General features: G+C 68.7%; 23 protein-coding genes. 13 read left to right on the forward strand and 10 right to left on the reverse strand.

All coding sequences use genetic code 11. The annotated features are described in order from the left end of the window. Position 1 precedes the first annotated feature (1 nt). The gene (fasR, locus tag ON39_RS25740) at positions 2 to 658 is read left to right on the forward strand and encodes an HTH-type transcriptional activator FasR (protein ID WP_040738234.1); all 657 of its coding nucleotides are present in this window, start codon (positions 2 to 4) and stop codon (positions 656 to 658) included. Between the two features lie 76 nt (positions 659 to 734). Here fasR and ON39_RS25745 read toward each other — a convergent pair whose 3' ends face one another. Next, positions 735 to 962 (reverse strand): DUF3107 domain-containing protein, encoded by a 228-nt coding sequence (locus ON39_RS25745; RefSeq protein ID WP_040738278.1) that lies wholly within the window; start codon positions 960 to 962, stop codon positions 735 to 737. Positions 963 to 1149: 187 nt separating this feature from the next. Next, a complete protein-coding gene (locus ON39_RS25750; RefSeq protein WP_040738236.1) occupies positions 1150 to 1701 on the reverse strand; it encodes a YceI family protein in 552 nt (183 codons plus the stop codon). A gap of 102 nt (positions 1702 to 1803) precedes the next feature. Between ON39_RS25750 and ON39_RS25755 the strand changes: the two genes are divergently transcribed. Then, positions 1804 to 2640, forward strand: a complete 837-nt coding sequence (locus ON39_RS25755; RefSeq protein WP_040738279.1) for a helix-turn-helix transcriptional regulator — start codon at positions 1804 to 1806, stop codon at positions 2638 to 2640. Positions 2641 to 2753: 113 nt separating this feature from the next. Here ON39_RS25755 and ON39_RS25760 read toward each other — a convergent pair whose 3' ends face one another. From ON39_RS25760 to ON39_RS25770, 3 genes are all read right to left on the reverse strand, one after another. Next, positions 2754 to 3443 (reverse strand): ferritin-like fold-containing protein, encoded by a 690-nt coding sequence (locus ON39_RS25760; protein ID WP_040738237.1) that lies wholly within the window; start codon positions 3441 to 3443, stop codon positions 2754 to 2756. 58 nt (positions 3444 to 3501) lie between these two features. Next, on the reverse strand, positions 3502 to 4569 hold the full coding sequence (locus ON39_RS25765) for a polyhydroxyalkanoate synthase family protein (protein WP_040738239.1): 1068 nt from the start codon (positions 4567 to 4569) through the stop codon (positions 3502 to 3504). A 104-nt stretch (positions 4570 to 4673) separates the two neighbouring features. Next, on the reverse strand, positions 4674 to 5531 hold the full coding sequence (locus ON39_RS25770; RefSeq protein WP_040738240.1) for an SCO6745 family protein: 858 nt from the start codon (positions 5529 to 5531) through the stop codon (positions 4674 to 4676). A gap of 383 nt (positions 5532 to 5914) precedes the next feature. On the opposite strand from ON39_RS25770, the gene ON39_RS25775 reads away from it, so the two are divergent. The 6 genes from ON39_RS25775 (at position 5915) to ON39_RS25800 (ending at position 11803) form a co-directional block, all read left to right on the forward strand. Further along, entirely contained in the window at positions 5915 to 7681 is a 1767-nt protein-coding gene (locus ON39_RS25775; protein ID WP_040738282.1) for a DEAD/DEAH box helicase, read from the forward strand. A gap of 27 nt (positions 7682 to 7708) precedes the next feature. Beyond that, positions 7709 to 8944, forward strand: a complete 1236-nt coding sequence (locus ON39_RS25780) for an Rv3212 family protein (protein ID WP_040738242.1) — start codon at positions 7709 to 7711, stop codon at positions 8942 to 8944. 505 nt (positions 8945 to 9449) lie between these two features. Then, entirely contained in the window at positions 9450 to 9956 is a 507-nt protein-coding gene (locus ON39_RS25785) for a nitroreductase/quinone reductase family protein (protein WP_040738284.1), read from the forward strand. Between the two features lie 57 nt (positions 9957 to 10013). After that, positions 10014 to 10625, forward strand: coding sequence for an acid phosphatase (locus ON39_RS25790; RefSeq protein WP_040738245.1), 612 nt, complete (start codon positions 10014 to 10016; stop codon positions 10623 to 10625). Further along, a complete protein-coding gene (locus tag ON39_RS25795; RefSeq protein ID WP_040738247.1) occupies positions 10622 to 11107 on the forward strand; it encodes a GNAT family N-acetyltransferase in 486 nt (161 codons plus the stop codon). Before ON39_RS25790 ends, ON39_RS25795 begins: the two co-directional genes overlap by 4 nt. Before the next feature lie 9 nt (positions 11108 to 11116). Then, complete coding sequence (locus tag ON39_RS25800; protein WP_040738249.1) at positions 11117 to 11803, forward strand: endonuclease V; 687 nt, start codon at positions 11117 to 11119, stop codon at positions 11801 to 11803. Between the two features lie 258 nt (positions 11804 to 12061). Here ON39_RS25800 and ON39_RS25805 read toward each other — a convergent pair whose 3' ends face one another. Beyond that, positions 12062 to 12484, reverse strand: a complete 423-nt coding sequence (locus tag ON39_RS25805) for a hypothetical protein (protein WP_040738250.1) — start codon at positions 12482 to 12484, stop codon at positions 12062 to 12064. A 96-nt stretch (positions 12485 to 12580) separates the two neighbouring features. Here ON39_RS25805 and ON39_RS25810 point away from each other — a divergent pair, with 96 nt between their 5' ends. Together ON39_RS25810 and ON39_RS25815 are read left to right on the forward strand one after the other, a co-directional pair. Beyond that, entirely contained in the window at positions 12581 to 13525 is a 945-nt protein-coding gene (locus ON39_RS25810; RefSeq protein ID WP_040738251.1) for a diacylglycerol/lipid kinase family protein, read from the forward strand. A 253-nt stretch (positions 13526 to 13778) separates the two neighbouring features. Beyond that, positions 13779 to 14033, forward strand: coding sequence for a WhiB family transcriptional regulator (locus tag ON39_RS25815; protein WP_011211115.1), 255 nt, complete (start codon positions 13779 to 13781; stop codon positions 14031 to 14033). A 117-nt stretch (positions 14034 to 14150) separates the two neighbouring features. Here ON39_RS25815 and ON39_RS25820 read toward each other — a convergent pair whose 3' ends face one another. Both ON39_RS25820 and ON39_RS25825 read right to left on the reverse strand, forming a co-directional pair. Continuing rightward, a complete protein-coding gene (locus tag ON39_RS25820) occupies positions 14151 to 15665 on the reverse strand; it encodes a sensor histidine kinase (protein ID WP_040738253.1) in 1515 nt (504 codons plus the stop codon). Positions 15666 to 15686: 21 nt separating this feature from the next. Then, positions 15687 to 15902 carry a biotin/lipoyl-binding carrier protein gene (locus ON39_RS25825; protein WP_040738286.1) on the reverse strand — a complete coding sequence of 72 codons (216 nt, stop codon included), beginning with the start codon at positions 15900 to 15902 and terminating at the stop codon, positions 15687 to 15689. Positions 15903 to 16039: 137 nt separating this feature from the next. Between ON39_RS25825 and ON39_RS51540 the strand changes: the two genes are divergently transcribed. Beyond that, positions 16040 to 16114, forward strand: coding sequence for a 50S ribosomal protein bL37 (locus ON39_RS51540; RefSeq protein WP_110293457.1), 75 nt, complete (start codon positions 16040 to 16042; stop codon positions 16112 to 16114). 73 nt (positions 16115 to 16187) lie between these two features. On the opposite strand, the gene rsrA is transcribed toward ON39_RS51540, so the two are convergent. Together rsrA and ON39_RS25835 are read right to left on the reverse strand one after the other, a co-directional pair. After that, positions 16188 to 16463, reverse strand: a complete 276-nt coding sequence (gene rsrA / locus ON39_RS25830; protein ID WP_040738288.1) for a mycothiol system anti-sigma-R factor — start codon at positions 16461 to 16463, stop codon at positions 16188 to 16190. Between the two features lie 20 nt (positions 16464 to 16483). Next, positions 16484 to 17290: a sigma-70 family RNA polymerase sigma factor gene (locus ON39_RS25835; protein WP_246002789.1), complete on the reverse strand. Its 807-nt coding sequence runs from the start codon at positions 17288 to 17290 to the stop codon at positions 16484 to 16486. 174 nt (positions 17291 to 17464) lie between these two features. Here ON39_RS25835 and ybaK point away from each other — a divergent pair, with 174 nt between their 5' ends. Beyond that, positions 17465 to 17959, forward strand: a complete 495-nt coding sequence (gene ybaK, locus ON39_RS25840; RefSeq protein WP_040738255.1) for a Cys-tRNA(Pro) deacylase — start codon at positions 17465 to 17467, stop codon at positions 17957 to 17959. Positions 17960 to 18070: 111 nt separating this feature from the next. After that, on the forward strand, positions 18071 to 18343 hold the full coding sequence (locus tag ON39_RS25845; RefSeq protein ID WP_157195516.1) for a hypothetical protein: 273 nt from the start codon (positions 18071 to 18073) through the stop codon (positions 18341 to 18343). The last annotated feature ends 16 nt before the right edge of the window (positions 18344 to 18359 follow it).

The raw sequence follows: 18359 nt of genomic DNA on the forward strand, positions 1-18359 counted from the left end.
AATGACTGACCTCGTGGACCGGATGGCGTCCCGCAGATCGTCGTCCGAGCCCGCAAAACGTGGCACCCGGCTTCCGCGTGACGAGCGACGTCTGCAGCTACTCGCGGCGGCAAGCGAGGTCTTCGTGCAGCGTGGCTACCACGCCGCGGGCATGGACGAGATCTCGCAGTGCGCCGGAGTGAGCAAGCCGGTGTTGTATCAACACTTCACCAGCAAGCTCGAGCTGTACCTGGCGGTGCTCCAGAACTACGTGGACATGCTGGTCTCCAGCGTCCGGCAGGCGCTGCGGTCGACCACCGACAACCGGCAGCGCGTGCGCGCCGCCGTGCAGGCGTACTTCGATTTCGTCGACAACGAGATGCAGGGTTTCCGCCTGGTCTTCGAGTCCGACCTCACCAGCGAGCCGCAGGTGCAGCGCCGGGTCGAGCAGGCCACCGAGGCCTGCGTCGACGCGGTGTTCGACGTGGTCGCGCACGACTCCGGCCTCGACCCGTACCGGGCGCGCATCCTCGCCGTCGGCCTGGTCGGCGCGAGCCAGTTCACCGCGCGCTACTGGCTGGAGGCCGATCGGCCCATCCCGAAGGAGGAGGCCGTCGACACGACGGTGTCCCTCGCCTGGGGTGGTCTGTCACACGTACCGCTGCACCCGATCGACTGAGGGTTAGAACGACGAGAGCCCCTGCAACCAATGGGTTGCAGGGGCTTCTCGCTGTTCGGCCGATGGCCGCGAAAACTCAGACCGTGGCGAAGCCGACGCGGCCGCTGGTGACCGTGCCGATCTCGACGTAGGCGACCTTCGAGGCCTGGATCAGGAACTTGCGACCCTTGTCGTCGGTCAGCGATACGACGCCGCCGCTGCCGTTCAGCGCACCGGACACCAGCGCCTCGACCTCTTCCGGGGTCTGCGAGCTGTTGATCAAGAGCTCGCGCGGGCTATCCGAAATACCGATCTTGACCTCCACGGCCAACCTCCGAACGTAAGAGTCCTGTGCTGTCGTTCCCAGGCTAGTGCAGGGACCTGCCCCGACGGCCAACGGCTACCTGCGCTCTCAGCGAACAAGTAGACCGAGTCGAACCTCGCCGTATCGCCGGTCGCCGACGCCTCGGCGGTGACACTCGACGCTGGCTCGAATACGCGGACCGGCGTGCCTACTTCGGCTCGATGAGCTGGATGTCGAGCTCGATGTTCACCTTGTCGCTCAGCATGCCGGGCAGCGGGCCGCCGACGCCGAAGTCGGTGCGCTTGATGGTGCCGGTGGCCGAGAATCCGGCGTGCCGGTCGCCGGTGGGGCCGAAGTCCTGCACGCCACCCCACTCGACGTCCAGGGTGACCGGCTTGGTTACGTCGCCGAGCGTGGCCTCGCCCTCGACCTCGAAGTTCTCCGCGATCTGGACCGGGCCGGTGGCGCGGAAGGTCAGCGTCGGACGCTTCTCGACGTCGAGGAAGTCCGCGGTGCGGATGTGCGCGTCGCGGTCGGCGTTGCCGGTGTCGAACGAGTCGAGGTAGATGGTCGCGCCGAGGGTGGCGGCGCCGGACTCGTCGACCACGAACTCGGTCTCGAACCGGTTGAATCCGCCGCGCACCTTGGAGATGCCGAGGTGGCGAATGGTGAAGGCCACCTGCGAGTGCGCGGTGTCCAGGGTCCAGGCACCAGGCTTGAGGGACTGGGCGGTCGTGGTGGATTCGGAAGAAGAAGTCATACCGTCGACCTTGGCCGGACCACGGTCCGTTAACCAGACCGCCGTTATCCTGGACCCCACAGGGCGAGGCTAAGCCTCCTAGGACACGGCACGATGGGCATCATGGCACGCAACGGCTTCGCGGAATTCCTCATCGCTCGACGGGCGGAGATCCGGCCCGGTGATGTCGGGCTGCCGGAGGGCAGGCGGCGCAGGACGCCGGGGCTGCGCCGCGAGGAGGTCGCCGTCCGTGCCGGGGTGAGCGCCGACTATCTGGCCCGGCTCGAGCAGGGCCGCGACACCAATCCGTCGGTCGCGGTGATCGACGCCCTCGCCGACGCGCTGCTGCTGCGCGGCGCCGAGCGGCACCATTTCAGCCTGCTCGCTCTCGCGTCCGGCAACGAAAAAGGCTGCCCCGGTAGCGAATCCGCCGAGGAGAAGGTGGCGGAGACGATCCAGTCGATCCTGCGCGCGCTGCAGCCGACGCCCGCGTTCGTGGTGGGCAGACGGCTCAATGTGCTCGGCTGGAACGCGTCCTGGGCGGACTTCGTCGCACCCCTTGGCCTGCTCGACGGCGAGGGCCAGCCGAACCTGGCCTGGTACACCTTCCACGATCCGGCCGCGCGCCGAGTACTGCGGAACTGGTCCGAGGCCGCGGATACGTTCGCTGCGGCACTGTCGAGGGCCAAAGTGCGCTGGCCGGGCGATGATTCGCTGCTGGAGACGATCGACGCGCTGCGCCGCCACCCCGATTTCGCGGCGCGCTGGAAGCCGCACCACGTGGGCGCGAGCGTCTCCGGGACGCTGCACATCGACCATCCGGTGCACGGACCGGTGTCGGTTCCGTTCGAAACGCTCCAGGCCGACGGCGATCAGAGCGTCATCGTGTGGCTCGTCGATCAGGCTCAGTCGCAGAGCCACGGGCTGCGGCTGGTCCGGCCGACGGCGGTCAACGAGTAGGCTGACGCGATTTCGCAAGCGCCGCATGGGATCTCGCGCATCTGGTGCCCGGAGACGTCCCGAGCGGCCCCGGCCGCTCACAACCACTCTGAGCGGGCTCGAGTCTCCGGTCCTCAGATCCCCAGCTCGGCCATGCGCTCGGCGTGGCTGGCCTGCATGCGTTCGAACAGCGCGGCGATGCCGTTGAGGTCGCCCGCGGCGCCGAGGACCAGCTCGGTCAACTCGTCGCGCTGCGCCATCACGTACTGCGCCTGGGTGATCGCCTCGCCGAGCAGCCGCCTGCCCCACAGGGTGAGCCGGTCGCGTTCGGAGTGGCTGGTCGCGACCGCGCGCCGCACCTCCTCGACGACGAACTCGGAGTGACTGGTCTCGGCGAGCACCTCGCGCACCACCTCGGCCACCTCGGGGGGCAACGCGCCGGCGATCTCCTTGTAGAAGTCCGCGGCGATGCCGTCGCCGACGTAGAACTTCACCATCGACTCGAGCCAGGTCGAGGGGTCGGTGGAGGCGTGATAGGCGTCCAGGGCGCGCACGAACGGCGCCATCGCGTCGAAGATGTCGACGCCGCGCGCGGCCAGCGCCGACTCCAGCGCGTTGAAGTGGTCCATCTCGGCGGAGGCCATCTTGGCCACCGCGACCTTGCCGCGCAGCGTGGGCGACAACTTCGCTTCCTCGGCAAGCCGGTAGAACGCGGAGATCTCACCGTAGGCGAGCACCGCGAACAGGTCTACGACACCCGGGTGATCGGCGGGGACGGATTCGGTCGACGAAACACCCAGCGCGGCAGGTGACTGTGCTCCCATAGGCCCAGACTAGTACTCCGCGACGGTCACGCCGCGACGGAGCGAAAGTTGTCCGTTTTCACGCGATCTCCCGCAAGAACTTGTCCAAATAGGTCCATGTCGTGTCGCGCGCCTCGGGTCCGGTGAGGATGCCGAGATGGCTGCCCGGCGAGGTCTCGTAGCGGACCGAGGCGGCGCCGGTGAGGGTCCTGGTGCCCGCCTCGACGGCCGCGGCCGGGGTGATCACGTCGGCGGGGCCGCCGACCAGCAGGACGGGGGCGCTCACCTCGGCCAGCTCGATACGCCGCTGGCCCAGCCGCACGACGCCGCGACCGATGTCGTTGTTCAGGATCAACCTGCCCCACAGCTGTCCGTAGAAGCGGCCGGGGTAGCCGGGCATCTCGGCCATGAAGCGGTCGATGGTCTCCATCCGGGCCAGCGTCTCGGTGCGCGCGATATTGCTCGCGACGAACCACGGGCGGGTCAGCTCGCGGTCCCACGCGGTGACCTTGTAGGCGATCCTGGTCAGCGGCGCGGGCACGCCGCCCGCCGCGCGCACCAGCGTCGAGGTCGCGAGGCCGCCGGTGAGCTTGGCGACCGCGCGCAGCTGCGGAATCCCGGTCATTTTGTCGTAGTCGAGCGGCGCGCCCACCACGGTGACGGACCGGATCGGCAGCTCCGCATGCGCGGCCGCGGTGAGCAGCGACAGCGTGCCGCCGAGCGACCAGCCGACCAGATCGACCGGCCTGCCGTCACGATCGGCGGACGTGCGCAGCACCGCCTCGGGCAGGATCTCGTCGATCCAGTCCTCGAAGCCCATCCGCCGATCGGCGAAGGTGATCTCGCCGTAGTCGACCACGTACGGCGCCCGGCCGGTCTCCAGCAGGAACCCGGCCAGGCTCTGATCGGGGCGCAGATCGAAGCAGCTCGCGGGCGCCGCGAGCGGCGGCACCAGCAGCACCGCCGAATCCCTTGCCGCCGTTGCCAATTCGGCCTCACTCGCACGATGCTCGAAGCGGCGCAGCTGCCGGTGCGGCTCGTCCCACAGCACCGTCGACGGCGTGGGGTCGGGGGCCTCGACGCCCGAGCCGAAGGTCAGCGCCCACGCGTTGCGGGCGGCGGTCGTGACGGTGTCCGCGATATTCACCCCGAGAATGTCTCATATCTCGGTACCGGCGGTAACAGGCAACTCCGCTTTGCGGCTGAACATCGTGTCGAAGTCCGCCCGAAGGCCGGACTTCGACGCTGGGCCTACCGCTTACCCATGGCGAGCGGATTCGCCGCGGGCACGATAGCATCGTGCACCCGGTCGGCCAGCGGCGCGAGCGACTGCGTCAGCTCGGTGATCGAGTCGGCGGACAGCACCGCGAGCGCGCCGTTCCAGGCCGCGTCGTCCGTGCTCGCCTCGACGCGCCCGAGCAGCTCGGCCCCGCTTCCGGTCAGCGACGGGCTGACCGGCTCCCCCACCACCAGCCCCCTGGCCCGCAGCTCGTCGAACGCGTCGGCCCACTCGCGTTCGGAGACCCCGCGCGCCCCGCGCAGCACCGACTCGCTCGCCTTGCCCGCCGCGGCCTGCATGACCATCGCCTGACGCCCGGTCAGCCCGTGCGTGACCAGGGCGGCGACGTGCCCGTCGCCGCGGTGCTCGCGCAGCGAGGTGGTCAGCTGCCACAGCGCGGCCACCGGGTCGGCCGGCAGGGGCAGCGCGGCGTTCGCCGCGAACAGCGGCCTGCCGGTCGGGTCGGCGTAATCCTGCACCGGGGCCAGCAGGGAGACCGCGCGGGCGCACTCCGCCTCGCCCGCGCCGAGCCCGCGCAGCAGCGCGGTGGACAGATCGAGCCTGACGTCGAGGCATTGCTCGGGTGTGGCCCGTGACCAGGCCTCGGGCAACGCTTTGCGCACCATTTCGGGGTGAAAACCGGCGAAGGCGGCCTGCACTGTGGCGGGCGTCACCGCGCCGAGTGGCGCGGCCCGAAATGCGAAGTAAGTTTGCCAGTAACCGCGCAGTCCGATCGCGACTCCTGCCTCCTTGACACCGGCCCCGAAATAGACCACGTCGTGTAGTGGCTCGAGAGTCGTCCAGATTTGCCGCGCGGGATGAATTGCCATGTCGCGCAGCGTACGTCGGGGAACGGCGCGGCGAAACCGGAGTTCGGTTTCGGAATAAACCGCAGCGGCAATTCGAGCCGCGCACAATATCACGCTACAATCGCACCGGACAACGAAAAGTTTCGCTCGTCGGAGTTGCCGGATCCACGCGTCCACCGCACCGCGGTACGACCGGTCGGCATTGCGAGCAGAGGTTTCGTTGTTCACGGAAAATGTGCGCGCACCAGCTCCGCATCACCAGTGCGCCGCGCCGATGTCTTCCGAGGTAGCCGCCGAGTAGCGGCACCCGAAGACATCCGGAGCGTGGCCGGGTGAGTATCACAGGCGGAGACGTGGTCGTCGCGGGCCGGCCGGTCCGCCCCACCTCGTGCGCGCGGGACGCGATTACGAGGAAGGCACGAACCCTGAGCAAGATCACTGTCGAACAGGAACCCGGTGTGGCGGAGACGCTGTTGACCGCCGAACTGGACGCGACGCATACCGCCCCCACATTCGCCGAATTGGGCGTTCGCGACGAAATCGTGCGCGCGCTCGACGAGATCGGCATCGAACGTACTTTCGCAATTCAGGAACTCACCCTGCCGTTGGCGCTCGCCGGTGAGGACCTCATCGGTCAGGCCCGCACCGGCATGGGCAAGACCTTCGGTTTCGGCGTGCCGCTGCTGCACCGCATCGCCACCGCCGACACCGGCACCACGCCGCTCGACGGCACGCCGCGGGCGCTGGTCATCGTGCCGACCCGCGAGCTGTGCATCCAGGTCACCTCCGACCTGGAGAACGCGAGCAAGTACCTGACCAATCACCAGGGCCCGCTCAAGGTGGCCTCCATCTACGGTGGCCGTCCCTACGAGTCGCAGATCGCCGCGCTCCGCACCGGCGTCGACGTCGTCGTCGGCACCCCCGGCCGCCTGCTCGACCTGGCGAACCAGAACCACCTGATCCTCGGCAAGGTCGGCGTGCTCGTGCTCGACGAGGCCGACGAGATGCTCGACCTCGGCTTCCTGCCCGACATCGAGCGCATCCTGACCATGGTCCCGGACAAGCGCCAGACGATGCTGTTCTCCGCGACCATGCCGGGCCCGATCATCACCCTGGCCCGCACGTTCCTCAGCCGCCCGACCCACATCAGGGCCGAGGAGCCGCACGACTCGGCCGTGCACGACCGCACCACGCAGTTCGTCTACCGGGCGCACGCGCTGGACAAGAGCGAGCTGGTCGCCAAGATCCTGCAGGCCGAGGGCCGCGGCGCGACCATGATCTTCACCAGGACCAAGCGCACCGCGCAGAAGGTCGCCGACGACCTGGCCGAGCGCGGCTTCTCGGTCGGCGCCGTGCACGGCGACCTCGGCCAGATCGCCCGCGAGAAGGCGCTCAACAAATTCCGCAAGGGCGGCATCGACGTGCTGGTCGCGACCGACGTCGCGGCGCGCGGCATCGACATCGACGACATCACCCACGTCATCAACTATCAGTGCCCCGAGGACGAGAAGACCTACGTGCACCGGATCGGGCGCACCGGCCGCGCCGGACGCACCGGCATCGCCGTGACGCTGATCGACTGGGACGAGCTCGGCCGCTGGGCCGCCATCGACAAGGCGCTCGGTCTCGGCATCGCGGAGCCGGTGGAGACCTACTCCCGCTCGCCGCACCTGTTCTCCGACCTCGGCATCCCCGAGGGCGTGAGCGGCACGATCCGCAAGCCCAAGCCGGAGCGCGACGAGGACGCGGTCGTGGTGGAGCGGCCCGCGCGGCCCCCGCGCCAGCGCAACCGCAAGCGCACCGTCCGCGGGCGGCCGGTCGACCAGGCCGAGGGCGCCGCCGAGGATGCTGCGCAGAGCAACGGCGCTGCCCAGAACAACGACGCGACGCAGGGCAACGGAGCGCACCCCGCCGAGGACTCGGCCGCCGACGAGAACGGTGATCAGCCCGCCCGTCGTCGCCGCCGTCGGCGCAGGACCACAGGCGAGGGCGACAACGGCGAGGCCGCCGCCACCGCCGACGACAACGCCACCGCCGACGACAACAATGCCGCCGACGCCGAGCAGGGCGACCAGCCCGCGCGACGCAGGCGTCGCCGTCGCAAGCCCGCCGGTGACAACGCGAACGAAGACAGTGGTAGCGCGGTGGAGCCAGCCACGGCTTCGGTCTGACCCACCGGATCCGTTACTCTCGCAAGCGTGCTCGCACCCGAGCGGCGAACGCGCGCCGACGTCATCTCCGCTGCCGCGATCGCCGTGCTCGTGGTGATCGCGGCAGTGCTGGTGTGGGTGCGGGGGGACGCGCACGGCACCGAGTCGGTGACCGCGAGTTCACCCGTGCCGACGCCGGTCGCGGCCGACCAGCTGCCGACCGCGCTGCGGGAGCTGTGGCACGCGCCCGACACCGCGAGCGGCCGGGCGCTGACCTCCGCGGGCGTCGCCGTCACCGGTGACGAGGGCACGGTCACCGGGCACGATCCGCGCACCGGCGCCGACCTGTGGCACTACCGCCGCGACATGCCGCTGTGCGGGATCGAGGGCCAGTTCAGCATGGTGGTGGCGGTGTACCGCGACGAGCGCGGATGCAGCCAGGCCACGCTGCTGGCCGGCGACAGCGGCGCCAGACGCACCGCGCGCAGCAGCTACATGGACCCGTCGGTGCGTTTGTCTGTCGATGGCACCTATGTGCTCGCGCAGGGGCCTAAACGGCTCGAGATGTGGCGTTCGGATCTGGTCCGCACCATCGAGTACGGATTCGTCGACGCGCCGGTCAACGTGAAAACCCAACCGCGCAAAGGCTGCACGCTGCTCTCGGCGGGCTCGAGCCCCTCGCGGCTCGGCGTGCTCGAGCGCTGCCCCGAGGACGCGGCCAACCGGCTGACCATGCTCAACCCCGCGCCGAAGGACAACACGGTGCCCGAGGAGTTCGGCTCGCACGTGCTCTCCGGTCCCGGCGCGGACTCCGCCGACGCGCGAGTACTCGCGGTGTCGGACAACAGAATCGTGCTCTACCTGCCCGGTGCGCCGGCCTCGGCGGGGACCGAAGCGGCGGCGCCGCGCCTGGCCGTCTACGACGCCTCCGGCAATCCGATTGTGGTGCACCAGCTTTCGGCGCCGCTCAGCGACAAGACGACGACCACCCGAATCGGCTCGGCCTACCTGGTTTTCACCGGCAACAGCGTGATCGCCTTGAACGGCAGCACCTTTGACCCGATGTGGACCGCGGCCGGCGCGCTCGGCGCCCCGACCATGATGGCGGGCAGGCTGCTCATGCCGACCGCGGGCGCGATCGTCGGCCTCGACCCCACCACCGGCGCCGAGGTCGCCCGCATTCCGGTGGATCGCCCCGGCTACAGCGGAGCCCCGATCTCGCTCGCGGTACTCGGCACGACGATCCTCGAGCAGCGCGGCACCGAGCTCTACGCCCTCGGCTGAGCACTCGACCCACCCGACCGAACGCCCATGCCTCGGTTGGGCACTGCACGCCTCGGTTTGGGCACTGCACGCCTCCGCTGAGCACTCCCGCCTCCGGCTCAGGCACGCACATCTCAGCAGAGCCTCCACGCTCAGTCAGGCCGCGCACGCCTCGGCAGAGCCATGCACCCCTCGGCTGGGTACCGCACGCCTCCGTTGGGCACTGCACATCCGGCTAGGCACGCACACCTCGGCAGAGCCTCCACGCTCAGTCGAGCCGCGCCCGCCTCGGTGAAGCCATGCATGCCTGGGCTGAGCTCGCACGTTCGGTTGATACCCGCACGGCTCCGCTGAGTCCTGCACACCTCGCGCTGGATATCGCACACTTCGGCCGGGCACACTGAACGCCTCCGGTGGGAACTGCACGGCTCGGCTGGGCACTGCGCGATTGGGCTGAGTACTGCGCGATCGGGCGGAGTACTGCGCGCCGCCGAACTTGTCGGTGGTCTACGGCACACTGCCGGGTATGAGCGAACAGCCGACGCCCGCAACGGATTCCGCCAAGAAGATCGAGTCGTACGACGACCCCGACGCCCCCTGGAACCAGGACTACTCCGCGGAGGACATCGCGAACTGGAACGACGGCGTCATCGAGGAGTTCCGCGCGAACGGCGGCAAGGTCGGCGGCGCGTACGAGAACGGGGAACTGCTGCTGCTCACCACCACTGGCGCCAAGAGCGGCAGGCGGCACGTGGTTCCGCTCGGCGTCCTGCGCCGCGGCGAGACGATGTACGTGAGTTCGTTCATCGAGGACCGCTACCCGGCCTGGTACCACAACGTGAAGGCCGAGCCACGGGTGACAATGGAGTTCGGCGACAAGACCTACCAGGGCACCGCGCGCGCCCTCGAAGGCGCGGAGTACGAGGAGTTCGCGGCGTGGGCGCTGGCGAACAATCCCTTGCTCGCCGACTATCAATCCAAGGTGGAGCGTCCGCTGCCGTTGGTCGTGCTGACCGTGGACCGGCCGAGCTGACCGGCGGCGACCCCGGCCGAGCGGTCCACCCCCGCGCGCGTGAACCATGATGGATCCATGTCCGCACCCGACGATGCCCGACTAGTGCTGCTTCGACACGGCGAGACCACCTGGTCCACCCGGCACCGCCACACCGGCCGCACCGACCTGCCCCTCACCGAGCGCGGCGAGGGCCAGGCGCGGGCCGCCGGTCCGTTGCTGGCCGCGCTGAAGCTGCGCGACCCGCTGGTGCTCACCAGCCCGCGGCTGCGCGCGCGGCAGACCGCCGAGCTGGCCGGCCTCACCGACACCACCGTCGACGACGATCTGGCCGAGTGGGACTACGGCGATTACGAGGGGCTCACCACCCCCGAGATCCGCGAGAGCGCGCCGGGCTGGACCATCTGGACCGGCGCCGTGCCGGGCGGCGAGTCCGCGGACGCGGTGCGCGCCCGGGCCGATCGCGTGCTCGCCGACGCGGAACCGCGCCTGCGCGAACGCGATATCGTGCTCGTCGGGCACGGCCACTTCTCCCGCGCGCTGATCGCCCGCTGGGCCGAGTTCGACCTGCGGGAGGGCCGCCGGTTCACCATGTCGACCGGCGCGCTCACCGTGCTCGGCTACGAACACCAAGTGCGAACCATCCTGGCGCACAACCTGGTTCCCACCGCAAATGGAGTGACACTGTGACTGTAGAACTGCGCCGCGCCGTCCCCGCCGACGTGCCCGGCCTGGTAGGGCTCGTCCACGAGCTGGCCGAGTACGAGAAGGCCGCCGACGAATGCACCGTCACCGTCGCGCAATTGGACGCCGCGCTGTTCGGCCCCGACCCCAAGGTCTTCGCCCATGTGGTGGCCGAGGACGGCGAGCTGGTCGGCTGCGCGATCTGGTTCCTCAACTTCTCCACCTGGAACGGCGTGCACGGCATCTACCTCGAGGACCTGTACGTCAAGCCGGAGACGCGCGGCAAGGGCTACGGCAAGGCGCTGCTGGCCACGCTGGCGAAGGAGGCCGTCGACAACGGCTACGCCAGGCTCGACTGGGCCGTGCTGACCTGGAACAAGCCCTCCATCGATTTCTACGAATCCCTCGGCGCCGCAGCGCAGAACGAGTGGGTCGGCTACCGCCTCACCGGCGAGCCGCTCGGCAAGCTGGCCAAGGAAGCCCGGTAGCGCACGACGATGACGTGGCTCGCCGACATCGATGAAGGCTCCTGGCCGAGCACGCCCGACGAGGCCATGGCGATCCAGGACGAATTGCGGCCGAAGGTCGAAACGTCCTGGCAGGCAACGTCAATCGAGACGGTCGCGGGGATCGACTGCGCGTACGCCGAGACCGGCGCGGTCGCCGCGGCCGTCGTCGTGCTCGACGCGGCCACCCTCGAAACGGTCGATTCGGCTGTCGCGCACGGCACTACGGATTTCCCGTACCACCCCGGACTGCTCGCCTTCCGCGAATTGCCAACGACCATGCGGGTTCTGGCGCGGCTGGAAGCCGCGCCGGACTTGATCGTCTGTGACGCACAGGGTTTGGCGCACCCGCGCCGCTTCGGCCTGGCCTGCCACATCGGCGTGCTCACCGGCGTGCCCACCATCGGCGTCGCCAAATCCGTGTGGGGCGACTACCTCGAACCCGGAACCGAGCGCGGCGCGCGCACCGACATCACCATCGACGGCGAGGTCGTCGGCGCGGCCCTGCGCACCCGCTCGGGCGTGAAGCCGGTCTTCGTCTCGGTCGGCCACCGCATCGACCTCGACACCGCCTGCGCCCGGGTTCTCGCCCTCACCCCGAACTACCGACTGCCCGAAACCACCCGACGCGCCGACTCACTCTGCCGCACAGCGCTGCGCGCCGCCGTCGCCGACTAGCGGTCAGTCACCAAGTTCTGGTCAGTCACCAGGTCGCGGTCGATCACCGAGTTGCGGTCGATCACCAAGCTCGGTCGATCACCAAGTCGCAGTTGATCACCAAGCTCGGTCGATCACCAAGTCGCAGTTGATCACCGAGTCGCGGTCAATCGCCAAGTCGCAGTTGATCACCGAGTCGCGGTCGATCGCCGAACAGATCCCCACGAGCGGCAGTCAACGGGGCATGACGCCCCACCCCCCGCGGTAAAGCCCCGTAGATCAGGATCCCTCGGGCTCGACGGCATAGTCCGCGGCCATCCACCGCGTGGAGGCCGGGGCGAACAGCAACACCAGAGCGGCGACGACCACGACGCCGAGCAACGTGCCGAACACCGGCTGATGCGAGTCGGTGAGCAGCGACCAGGTGACCGGCAGTAGCAGCAGCTGCGCGATCACGGCGATGGCCCGCCCCCACCGCTTGCCGAACAGCAGGCCGAGGCCCGCGGCGAGCACCGCCCCGCCCAGGATGCCGAACCAGGCCGCGGTGCCGTACCCGTTGGTCGCCGTCTGATCGTGGCCGAGCAACCCGCGCACGATCAACACCAGCGCGACGACCACGGCGACGGCGCCTTCCAGCGTCACCAGCGCGCCCGCGCCGCGCACCGTCCTCGGCACGCCGGGGGAAACATCACTCTCAGCCACCCGTCAAGCCTACGACCCGTCGTAGTCGTCGTCCCCGCGACCGCTCCCGTTCAGCGGCTTTTCGGACCCGTTCCGGTGAGGATTAGGCTGCGGGTCGTGCGGACGCTGCTGATCGTGAATCCGAATGCCACCTCGACCACTTCGGCGACTCGAGACCTGCTGGCGCACGCCTTGGAGAGCCGCACGCAGCTGACCGTCGCGCACACCCAGCACCGCGGCCACGCCGCCGAATTGGCGCAGTGGGCCGCCACCAACGAGATGGACCTCATCGTCGTGCACGGCGGCGACGGGACGGTCAACGAGACCATCAACGGTTTCCTGCCGCTGCCCGAGTTGAACGACGGGCAGGCCTGGCTGCCGCGCCTCGGCGTGATCCCCGGCGGCTCGGCGAACGTCTTCGCGCGGGCGCTCGGGATCTCGCCGGACCCCGTCACAGCTACCAATCAGCTCATCGATCTGCTCACCCTGGACCGGGACCGCAGGATCGGACTCGGCCTGGCCGACGACCGCTGGTTCACCTTCAGCGCGGGCGTCGGCCTCGACGCCGACGTCTGCGAGGCGATCGACGAGAGCCGCGCCCGCGGGAAGTCGGCGACCCCCGCCCGCTACCTCCGCACGACCGTCCGGCAGTTCTTCCGGGCCAAGCGCAAGGAGCCGAGCGTGCGCATCGAGGTGCCGGGGCACGAACCCGTCGAAGGGGTGCATTACGCCTTCGTAACGAACACGACCCCCTGGACGTACCTCGACACGACCCCGGTGCACACCAATCCGGGCACCCGGTTCGAGGACGGACTCGGCGTGTTCGCCGTGCGTTCGATGGCGGTCCTGCCCACCCTGCTGCTCGCCAGGCAGCTCCTGGCGGCCGACGGAAACCCCAAGTCGCGCAATTTGTTTCGCGACGACAACGTGGCGTCCGTGCGCGTCGAGACGAAGGAACCCATCGGTCTGCAAATCGACGGCGACTTTATCGGCAAGCGCAACGTGGTGGATTTCACGGCGGTGCCCTCGGTCTTGGATGTCGTGGCGCCGCGACCGGAGTGATGCAGGAAACGCTCGAAAAACATCGGGGTAGTGCTGCGAAAACTGGGTAGAGCGAGTACAAAGGACCGGGCAGGTTCCCCAAGCGGGGACCGTTAGAGCGTGAGCTTCCCCACGGTGCACCAGATACCTATTGACATCTACGGTGTTCGTGAAAGCATTCACAAGCAACCGTGCGGAAACATTCGAGTCGCACAAGTGAACGATCCACAAACCGTCGGCGCCATTATGCGGCGCCCAGCAAAGGAGCAGAGGAATGGACTGGCGCCACAAGGCCATCTGTCGCGACGAGGACCCCGAACTGTTTTTCCCGGTGGGTAACAGTGGTCCTGCGCTCGCGCAGATTGCCGATGCCAAGCTGGTCTGCGCTCGCTGCCCCGTTACCGCCGACTGCCTGTCCTGGGCCCTGAAGTCCGGACAGGATGCCGGCGTGTGGGGCGGTATGAGTGAAGACGAGCGCCGGGCGCTCAAGCGTCGCAACGCACGCACGCGCACCCGCACGGTCGTCTAGCAGACGATCGGATTTACCGGACCGAACAGCCCTTTGGTCCGGTAAACGCATTCAAAGCCCGGCACCCCCGAGGTGCCGGGCTATCTTGTGCCCCAGCACATATAACGAAAAGACATTTCACCGTCCGGAACGACGGCCCAGCGGAACTCGGAGTACCGCGTCGGTACCGATGTCGGCGCCGGGATGCAGGCCGATGGAGCCGCCGAGTTCGGCGGTCACCAGCGTGCGCACGATTTGCAATCCGAGCCGGTCGGAGGATTCCAGGCTGAAACCGCTCGGCAGGCCCCGGCCGTCGTCGCTGATGATCACGTCGAGCCAGCGCGCCGAACGCTCGGAACGTATTGTCACCGTGCCGTTCTCGCCGGAGTCGAAGGCGTGCTCGATCGCGTTCTGCACCAGCTCGGTGAGCACCATCACCAGCGGCGTCGCGCGTTCGGCGGAGAAGACGCCGAGCGAGCCCGCGCGGCGCACCTTGATCCGCGCGGTGTGCACGGTGGCCACGTCGGCCATGATCGGCAGCAGCCGGTCGACCACCTCGTCCAGGTCGACCTCTTCGTCCACCGACATCGACAGCATCTCGTGTACCGACGCGATGGAGGTCACCCGGCGCACCGACTCGGTGAGCGCGACCTGCGCCTCCTCGTTCTCGGTGCGGCGCGCCTGCAGCCGCAGCAGCGCGGCGACGGTCTGCAGATTGTTCTTCACCCGGTGGTGGATCTCCCGGATGGTGGCGTCCTTGCTGAGCAGCGCTCGATCGCGGCGCTTGACCTCGGTGACATCGCGCACAAGCACTGCGGCACCGGCCAATTCGCCGTGCGGACGCAGCACAAGCGTGCGCAGCAACACGGTCGCGCCGCGCGCCTCCACCTCCATCCGGCGGCCGGTGCGCCCGGCCAGCGCGGCCTGGATGTCGCCGACCACCTCCTGCGCGTCGAACGGGTCGGTGATCAGCGAGCGGGTGAGCACCGCGAGATCCTGGCCGGCCAGATCGGCCTGCAGGCCCATCCGGTGATAGGCGGACAGCGCGTTCGGGCTCGCGTAGACGACGATGCCCTCGGTGTCGAGGCGGATGAAACCGTCACCGGCGCGCGGGCTGGAATGGGTGGCCGCGCGATCCTCGGTGGTCGGGAAGGTGCCGTCGGCGATCATCTGGCACAGGTCGTCGGCGCAGGCGACGTAGGCGATCTCGAGCTGGCTGCGCACGCGCGAGCGCTGCACGTCGGTGTCGCGGCTGAGCACCGCGATGACGTCGTCGCCGCAGCGCACCGGGATGGCCTCGCGAATGGCGTGCACCGGCGTGGGGTGATAGACGCCCGCGGTCTCGACATCGCGGTCGGCCCGCACGATCTTGCCGGTCATCAACGCCTCGAACACCTGCGGATGATCGGCCTGCAGCGCGAGGGTGCCGACGAGATCCTCGTGGTGCACGGTGGAGGCCGTGGTCGGGCGGCACTGCGCGACGCACACGATGTCCGCGCCCGCCGCGATCGGTCCCGCGCCCACCCACAGCTGCAGATCGGCGAAGGACAGATCGGCCAGCAGCTGCCAATCGCCCACCACCCGCTGCAGATGGTCCACGGCGACGCCGGGTAAGTCGGTGTGTTCGGCCAATAACTCGCTGAGTGTCGCCATGAGGATCTACCGCCGACGCCGCTAGGAGATGACGGCGATGAGGTGACCGGCCTTGATGGCGTCGCCCTCTTTCACGCCGATCGAGGTGACGGTGCCGCCGACCTCGGCGAGCACGGGGATCTCCATCTTCATGGACTCGAGGATGACCAGGGTGTCCCCCTCCTTGACCGTATCCCCCACCTTCACCACGACCTGATAGACGACCGACACCAGCTCGGCTAGCACTTCCTCAGCCATCTGAAACCCCATTCGTTCGCTCGGTTCGCCGCAGCTCACTCGGCGGTTCGGAGGGCCGGGCCGCGCGGTCTGCATCCGCTGAAGGTATAGCCAACCACACGTGAAAGAATGGCCTTCAACCAGAAGGGAGACTACTCATGGGTAAGCGCGGACGTAAGAAGCGTAGTCGCAAGGGCAACGCGGCCAACCACGGCAAGCGGCCTAACTCCTGAGCGAGAGCTCAGCCGAAACGCGGAACGGCACGCACTTCCAGAGGAAGGCGTGCCGTTCGGTTTGTCCGCGACTCTAGGAGTCGGCGGAGTCGATCTTGGTCTCCACCCGGGTCACCGAGACCGTCCGGCGGATCTCGAAGGTCAGGCGTTCGCGCAGGGCGTCGGGCGCGCGGTCGCCGCCGCACTTGCGGCTCAGCAGACTCTTGATCTTCTCCTCGATGCCGTAGGCCTCGATGCAGGGCGAGCAGTGATCCATGTGGTGCTGCAGCCGGGCACGGGTCTCGTCGTTGCACTCACCGTCGAGCATCAACCAGATATCGGTGAGTACCGCCGTGCAGTCGAGATCCATATCGGGGTCCCGCTCCTCGCTCACTGCTTGACCTCCTGGCGCTCCCCCGAACGATTGAATCCGCGTTCGCGCGCCACATCGGCGAGCAAACCCTTGAGCTGCTTGCGGCCACGGTGCAGCCGGGACATCACGGTACCGATGGGGGTGCCCATGATGTCGGCGATTTCCTTATATGGAAAGCCTTCGACGTCCGCGTAGTAGACCGCCATCCGGAACTCCTCGGGAAGCTCCTGCAGCGCGGCCTTGATGTCGTCGTCGGGCAGCGCGTCCAGCGCCTCGACCTCGGCCGAACGCAGCCCCTGCGAGGTGTGCTCGGCGGTAGCCGCCAGCTGCCAGTCGGTGATCTCGTCGGTCGGGTACTGCGCGGGCTGGCGCTGCTTCTTGCGGTAGGAGTTGATGTAGGTGTTGGTCAGGATGCGGTACAGCCACGCACGGAGGTTCGTGCCCTCCTTGAACGACTTGAACCCCTGGAACGCCTTGACGTAGGTCTCCTGCACCAGGTCCTCGGCGTCGGCCGGGTTCCTGGTCATCCGCAGCGCGGCGCCGTAGAGCTGGTCGAGCAGCGGGAGCGCGTCGCGCTCGAACCGCTGGGCCAGCTCGGTCTCGTCGACCGGGGCGTCGGTCACCGCATCGGTCTCTGATTCGAGGTCCTCGCGGTCCCCCTCCGGGCCCGTCGCTCGCGCCGTATGGTCGCTCGTCACACCTGTCCCTTCGATCGCCGTACCTGCCAAATCTACCGGCAACGGCACATCGAAGGTGAATCCGGCTTCCGCCGATGACGCCTCCGTCCAGATCGGACGTTCGTCGAGCAGCACGGGCACCGACATCTCCTTACGTCATTCACGGGGCTGATCGTGGCGACGGCGGGGCTGTTCGTCCCGGCCGAGCGCTGTGTATTCGCTTCCAACATGCGAGACACGCCCGGTTGTTCCCGCGGCGAAACACCGGCACTCGGAAAACCCGTTGCAGGCCGGGCGGGTCGCGTCGTTACTGTGTGCGCCATGGCAGGAGCCTCGACACCCGCGATCCGGACGCTGACCAAGGCCGGGGTGGCCCATCGGGTGCACGCCTACACCCACGATCCGCGCGCCGATTCCTACGGGGCCGAGGCGGTGGACGCGCTCGCCGAGCAGGTGGGCGTCGCGGCGGAGCAGGTGTTCAAGACGCTGGTGCTCGAGCTGTCCACCGGGTCACTCGCCGTCGCGGTGCTTCCGGTGCCGAACTCGTTGTGGCTCAAGGCCGCGGCCGCCGCGTTGGGCGCGCCGAAGGCGAGCATGGCGGACAAGGTGAAGGCCGAGCGGACGACCGGCTATGTGCTCGGCGGCATCTCCCCGCTCGGCCAGCGCAAATCGCTGCCGACCGTCGTGGACGCCTCGGCGCTGAACTGGGACCGCATCCTGTGCAGCGCGGGCCGGCGCGGCCTGGAGATCGAGCTGACCGCCGCCGACCTGATCCGGCTGACCTCGGCGGTGACCGCCACGGTGACGGCGGGGTAATCCACGGGATTCGGCACATTCTGTGCGTCAATGGACGGGCCACCTTCGTCCGACGAGAGGATGTGATGCGAAATGCCCACGCACCCGCGTGTACGCACCGTGATCGTAGCCATGCTCGCAACGTTCGGCCTGACCATCGGCGGGGCCGCGCTCGCGGCGCCCGCGGCCGTCGCCGCACCACACGGGACCCAGGTCGACTTCCCGTTCGACGGGTTCGGCACCGACGACGCCCCCGGCACGCCGAGCGCCCCGAAGAGCGACGACAAAGGCCCGAAGGCCGAGAAACTCGGCGGCACGGTCACCAGCAAGGTCATCGACCTGGTCACCGGCGTCGTCAAGTGCGGGCTCAATATCGCGAGCCCGTCCGTGAAGTGCTCGCTCTGACGAGCTGAATCACGAA

The organism is Nocardia tenerifensis NBRC 101015 (genome assembly GCF_000308715.1).
Lineage (GTDB): Bacteria > Actinomycetota > Actinomycetes > Mycobacteriales > Mycobacteriaceae > Nocardia > Nocardia tenerifensis.

Excerpts from the sequence above, each read along its gene's own strand:
- fasR (WP_040738234.1), top strand. The coding sequence starts at position 2 with ATGACTGACCTCGTGGACCGGATGGCGTCCCGCAGATCGTCGTCCGAG.
- ON39_RS25750 (WP_040738236.1), bottom strand. The coding sequence starts at position 1,701 with ATGACTTCTTCTTCCGAATCCACCACGACCGCCCAGTCCCTCAAGCCT.
- ON39_RS25755 (WP_040738279.1), top strand. The coding sequence starts at position 1,804 with ATGGCACGCAACGGCTTCGCGGAATTCCTCATCGCTCGACGGGCGGAG.
- ON39_RS25760 (WP_040738237.1), bottom strand. The coding sequence starts at position 3,443 with ATGGGAGCACAGTCACCTGCCGCGCTGGGTGTTTCGTCGACCGAATCC.
- ON39_RS25770 (WP_040738240.1), bottom strand. The coding sequence starts at position 5,531 with ATGGCAATTCATCCCGCGCGGCAAATCTGGACGACTCTCGAGCCACTA.
- ON39_RS25785 (WP_040738284.1), top strand. The coding sequence starts at position 9,450 with ATGAGCGAACAGCCGACGCCCGCAACGGATTCCGCCAAGAAGATCGAG.
- ON39_RS25790 (WP_040738245.1), top strand. The coding sequence starts at position 10,014 with ATGTCCGCACCCGACGATGCCCGACTAGTGCTGCTTCGACACGGCGAG.
- ON39_RS25800 (WP_040738249.1), top strand. The coding sequence starts at position 11,117 with ATGACGTGGCTCGCCGACATCGATGAAGGCTCCTGGCCGAGCACGCCC.
- ON39_RS25815 (WP_011211115.1), top strand. The coding sequence starts at position 13,779 with ATGGACTGGCGCCACAAGGCCATCTGTCGCGACGAGGACCCCGAACTG.
- ON39_RS25820 (WP_040738253.1), bottom strand. The coding sequence starts at position 15,665 with ATGGCGACACTCAGCGAGTTATTGGCCGAACACACCGACTTACCCGGC.
- ON39_RS25825 (WP_040738286.1), bottom strand. The coding sequence starts at position 15,902 with ATGGCTGAGGAAGTGCTAGCCGAGCTGGTGTCGGTCGTCTATCAGGTC.
- rsrA (WP_040738288.1), bottom strand. The coding sequence starts at position 16,463 with ATGGATCTCGACTGCACGGCGGTACTCACCGATATCTGGTTGATGCTC.
- ON39_RS25835 (WP_246002789.1), bottom strand. The coding sequence starts at position 17,290 with ATGTCGGTGCCCGTGCTGCTCGACGAACGTCCGATCTGGACGGAGGCG.
- ybaK (WP_040738255.1), top strand. The coding sequence starts at position 17,465 with ATGGCAGGAGCCTCGACACCCGCGATCCGGACGCTGACCAAGGCCGGG.
- ON39_RS25845 (WP_157195516.1), top strand. The coding sequence starts at position 18,071 with ATGCTCGCAACGTTCGGCCTGACCATCGGCGGGGCCGCGCTCGCGGCG.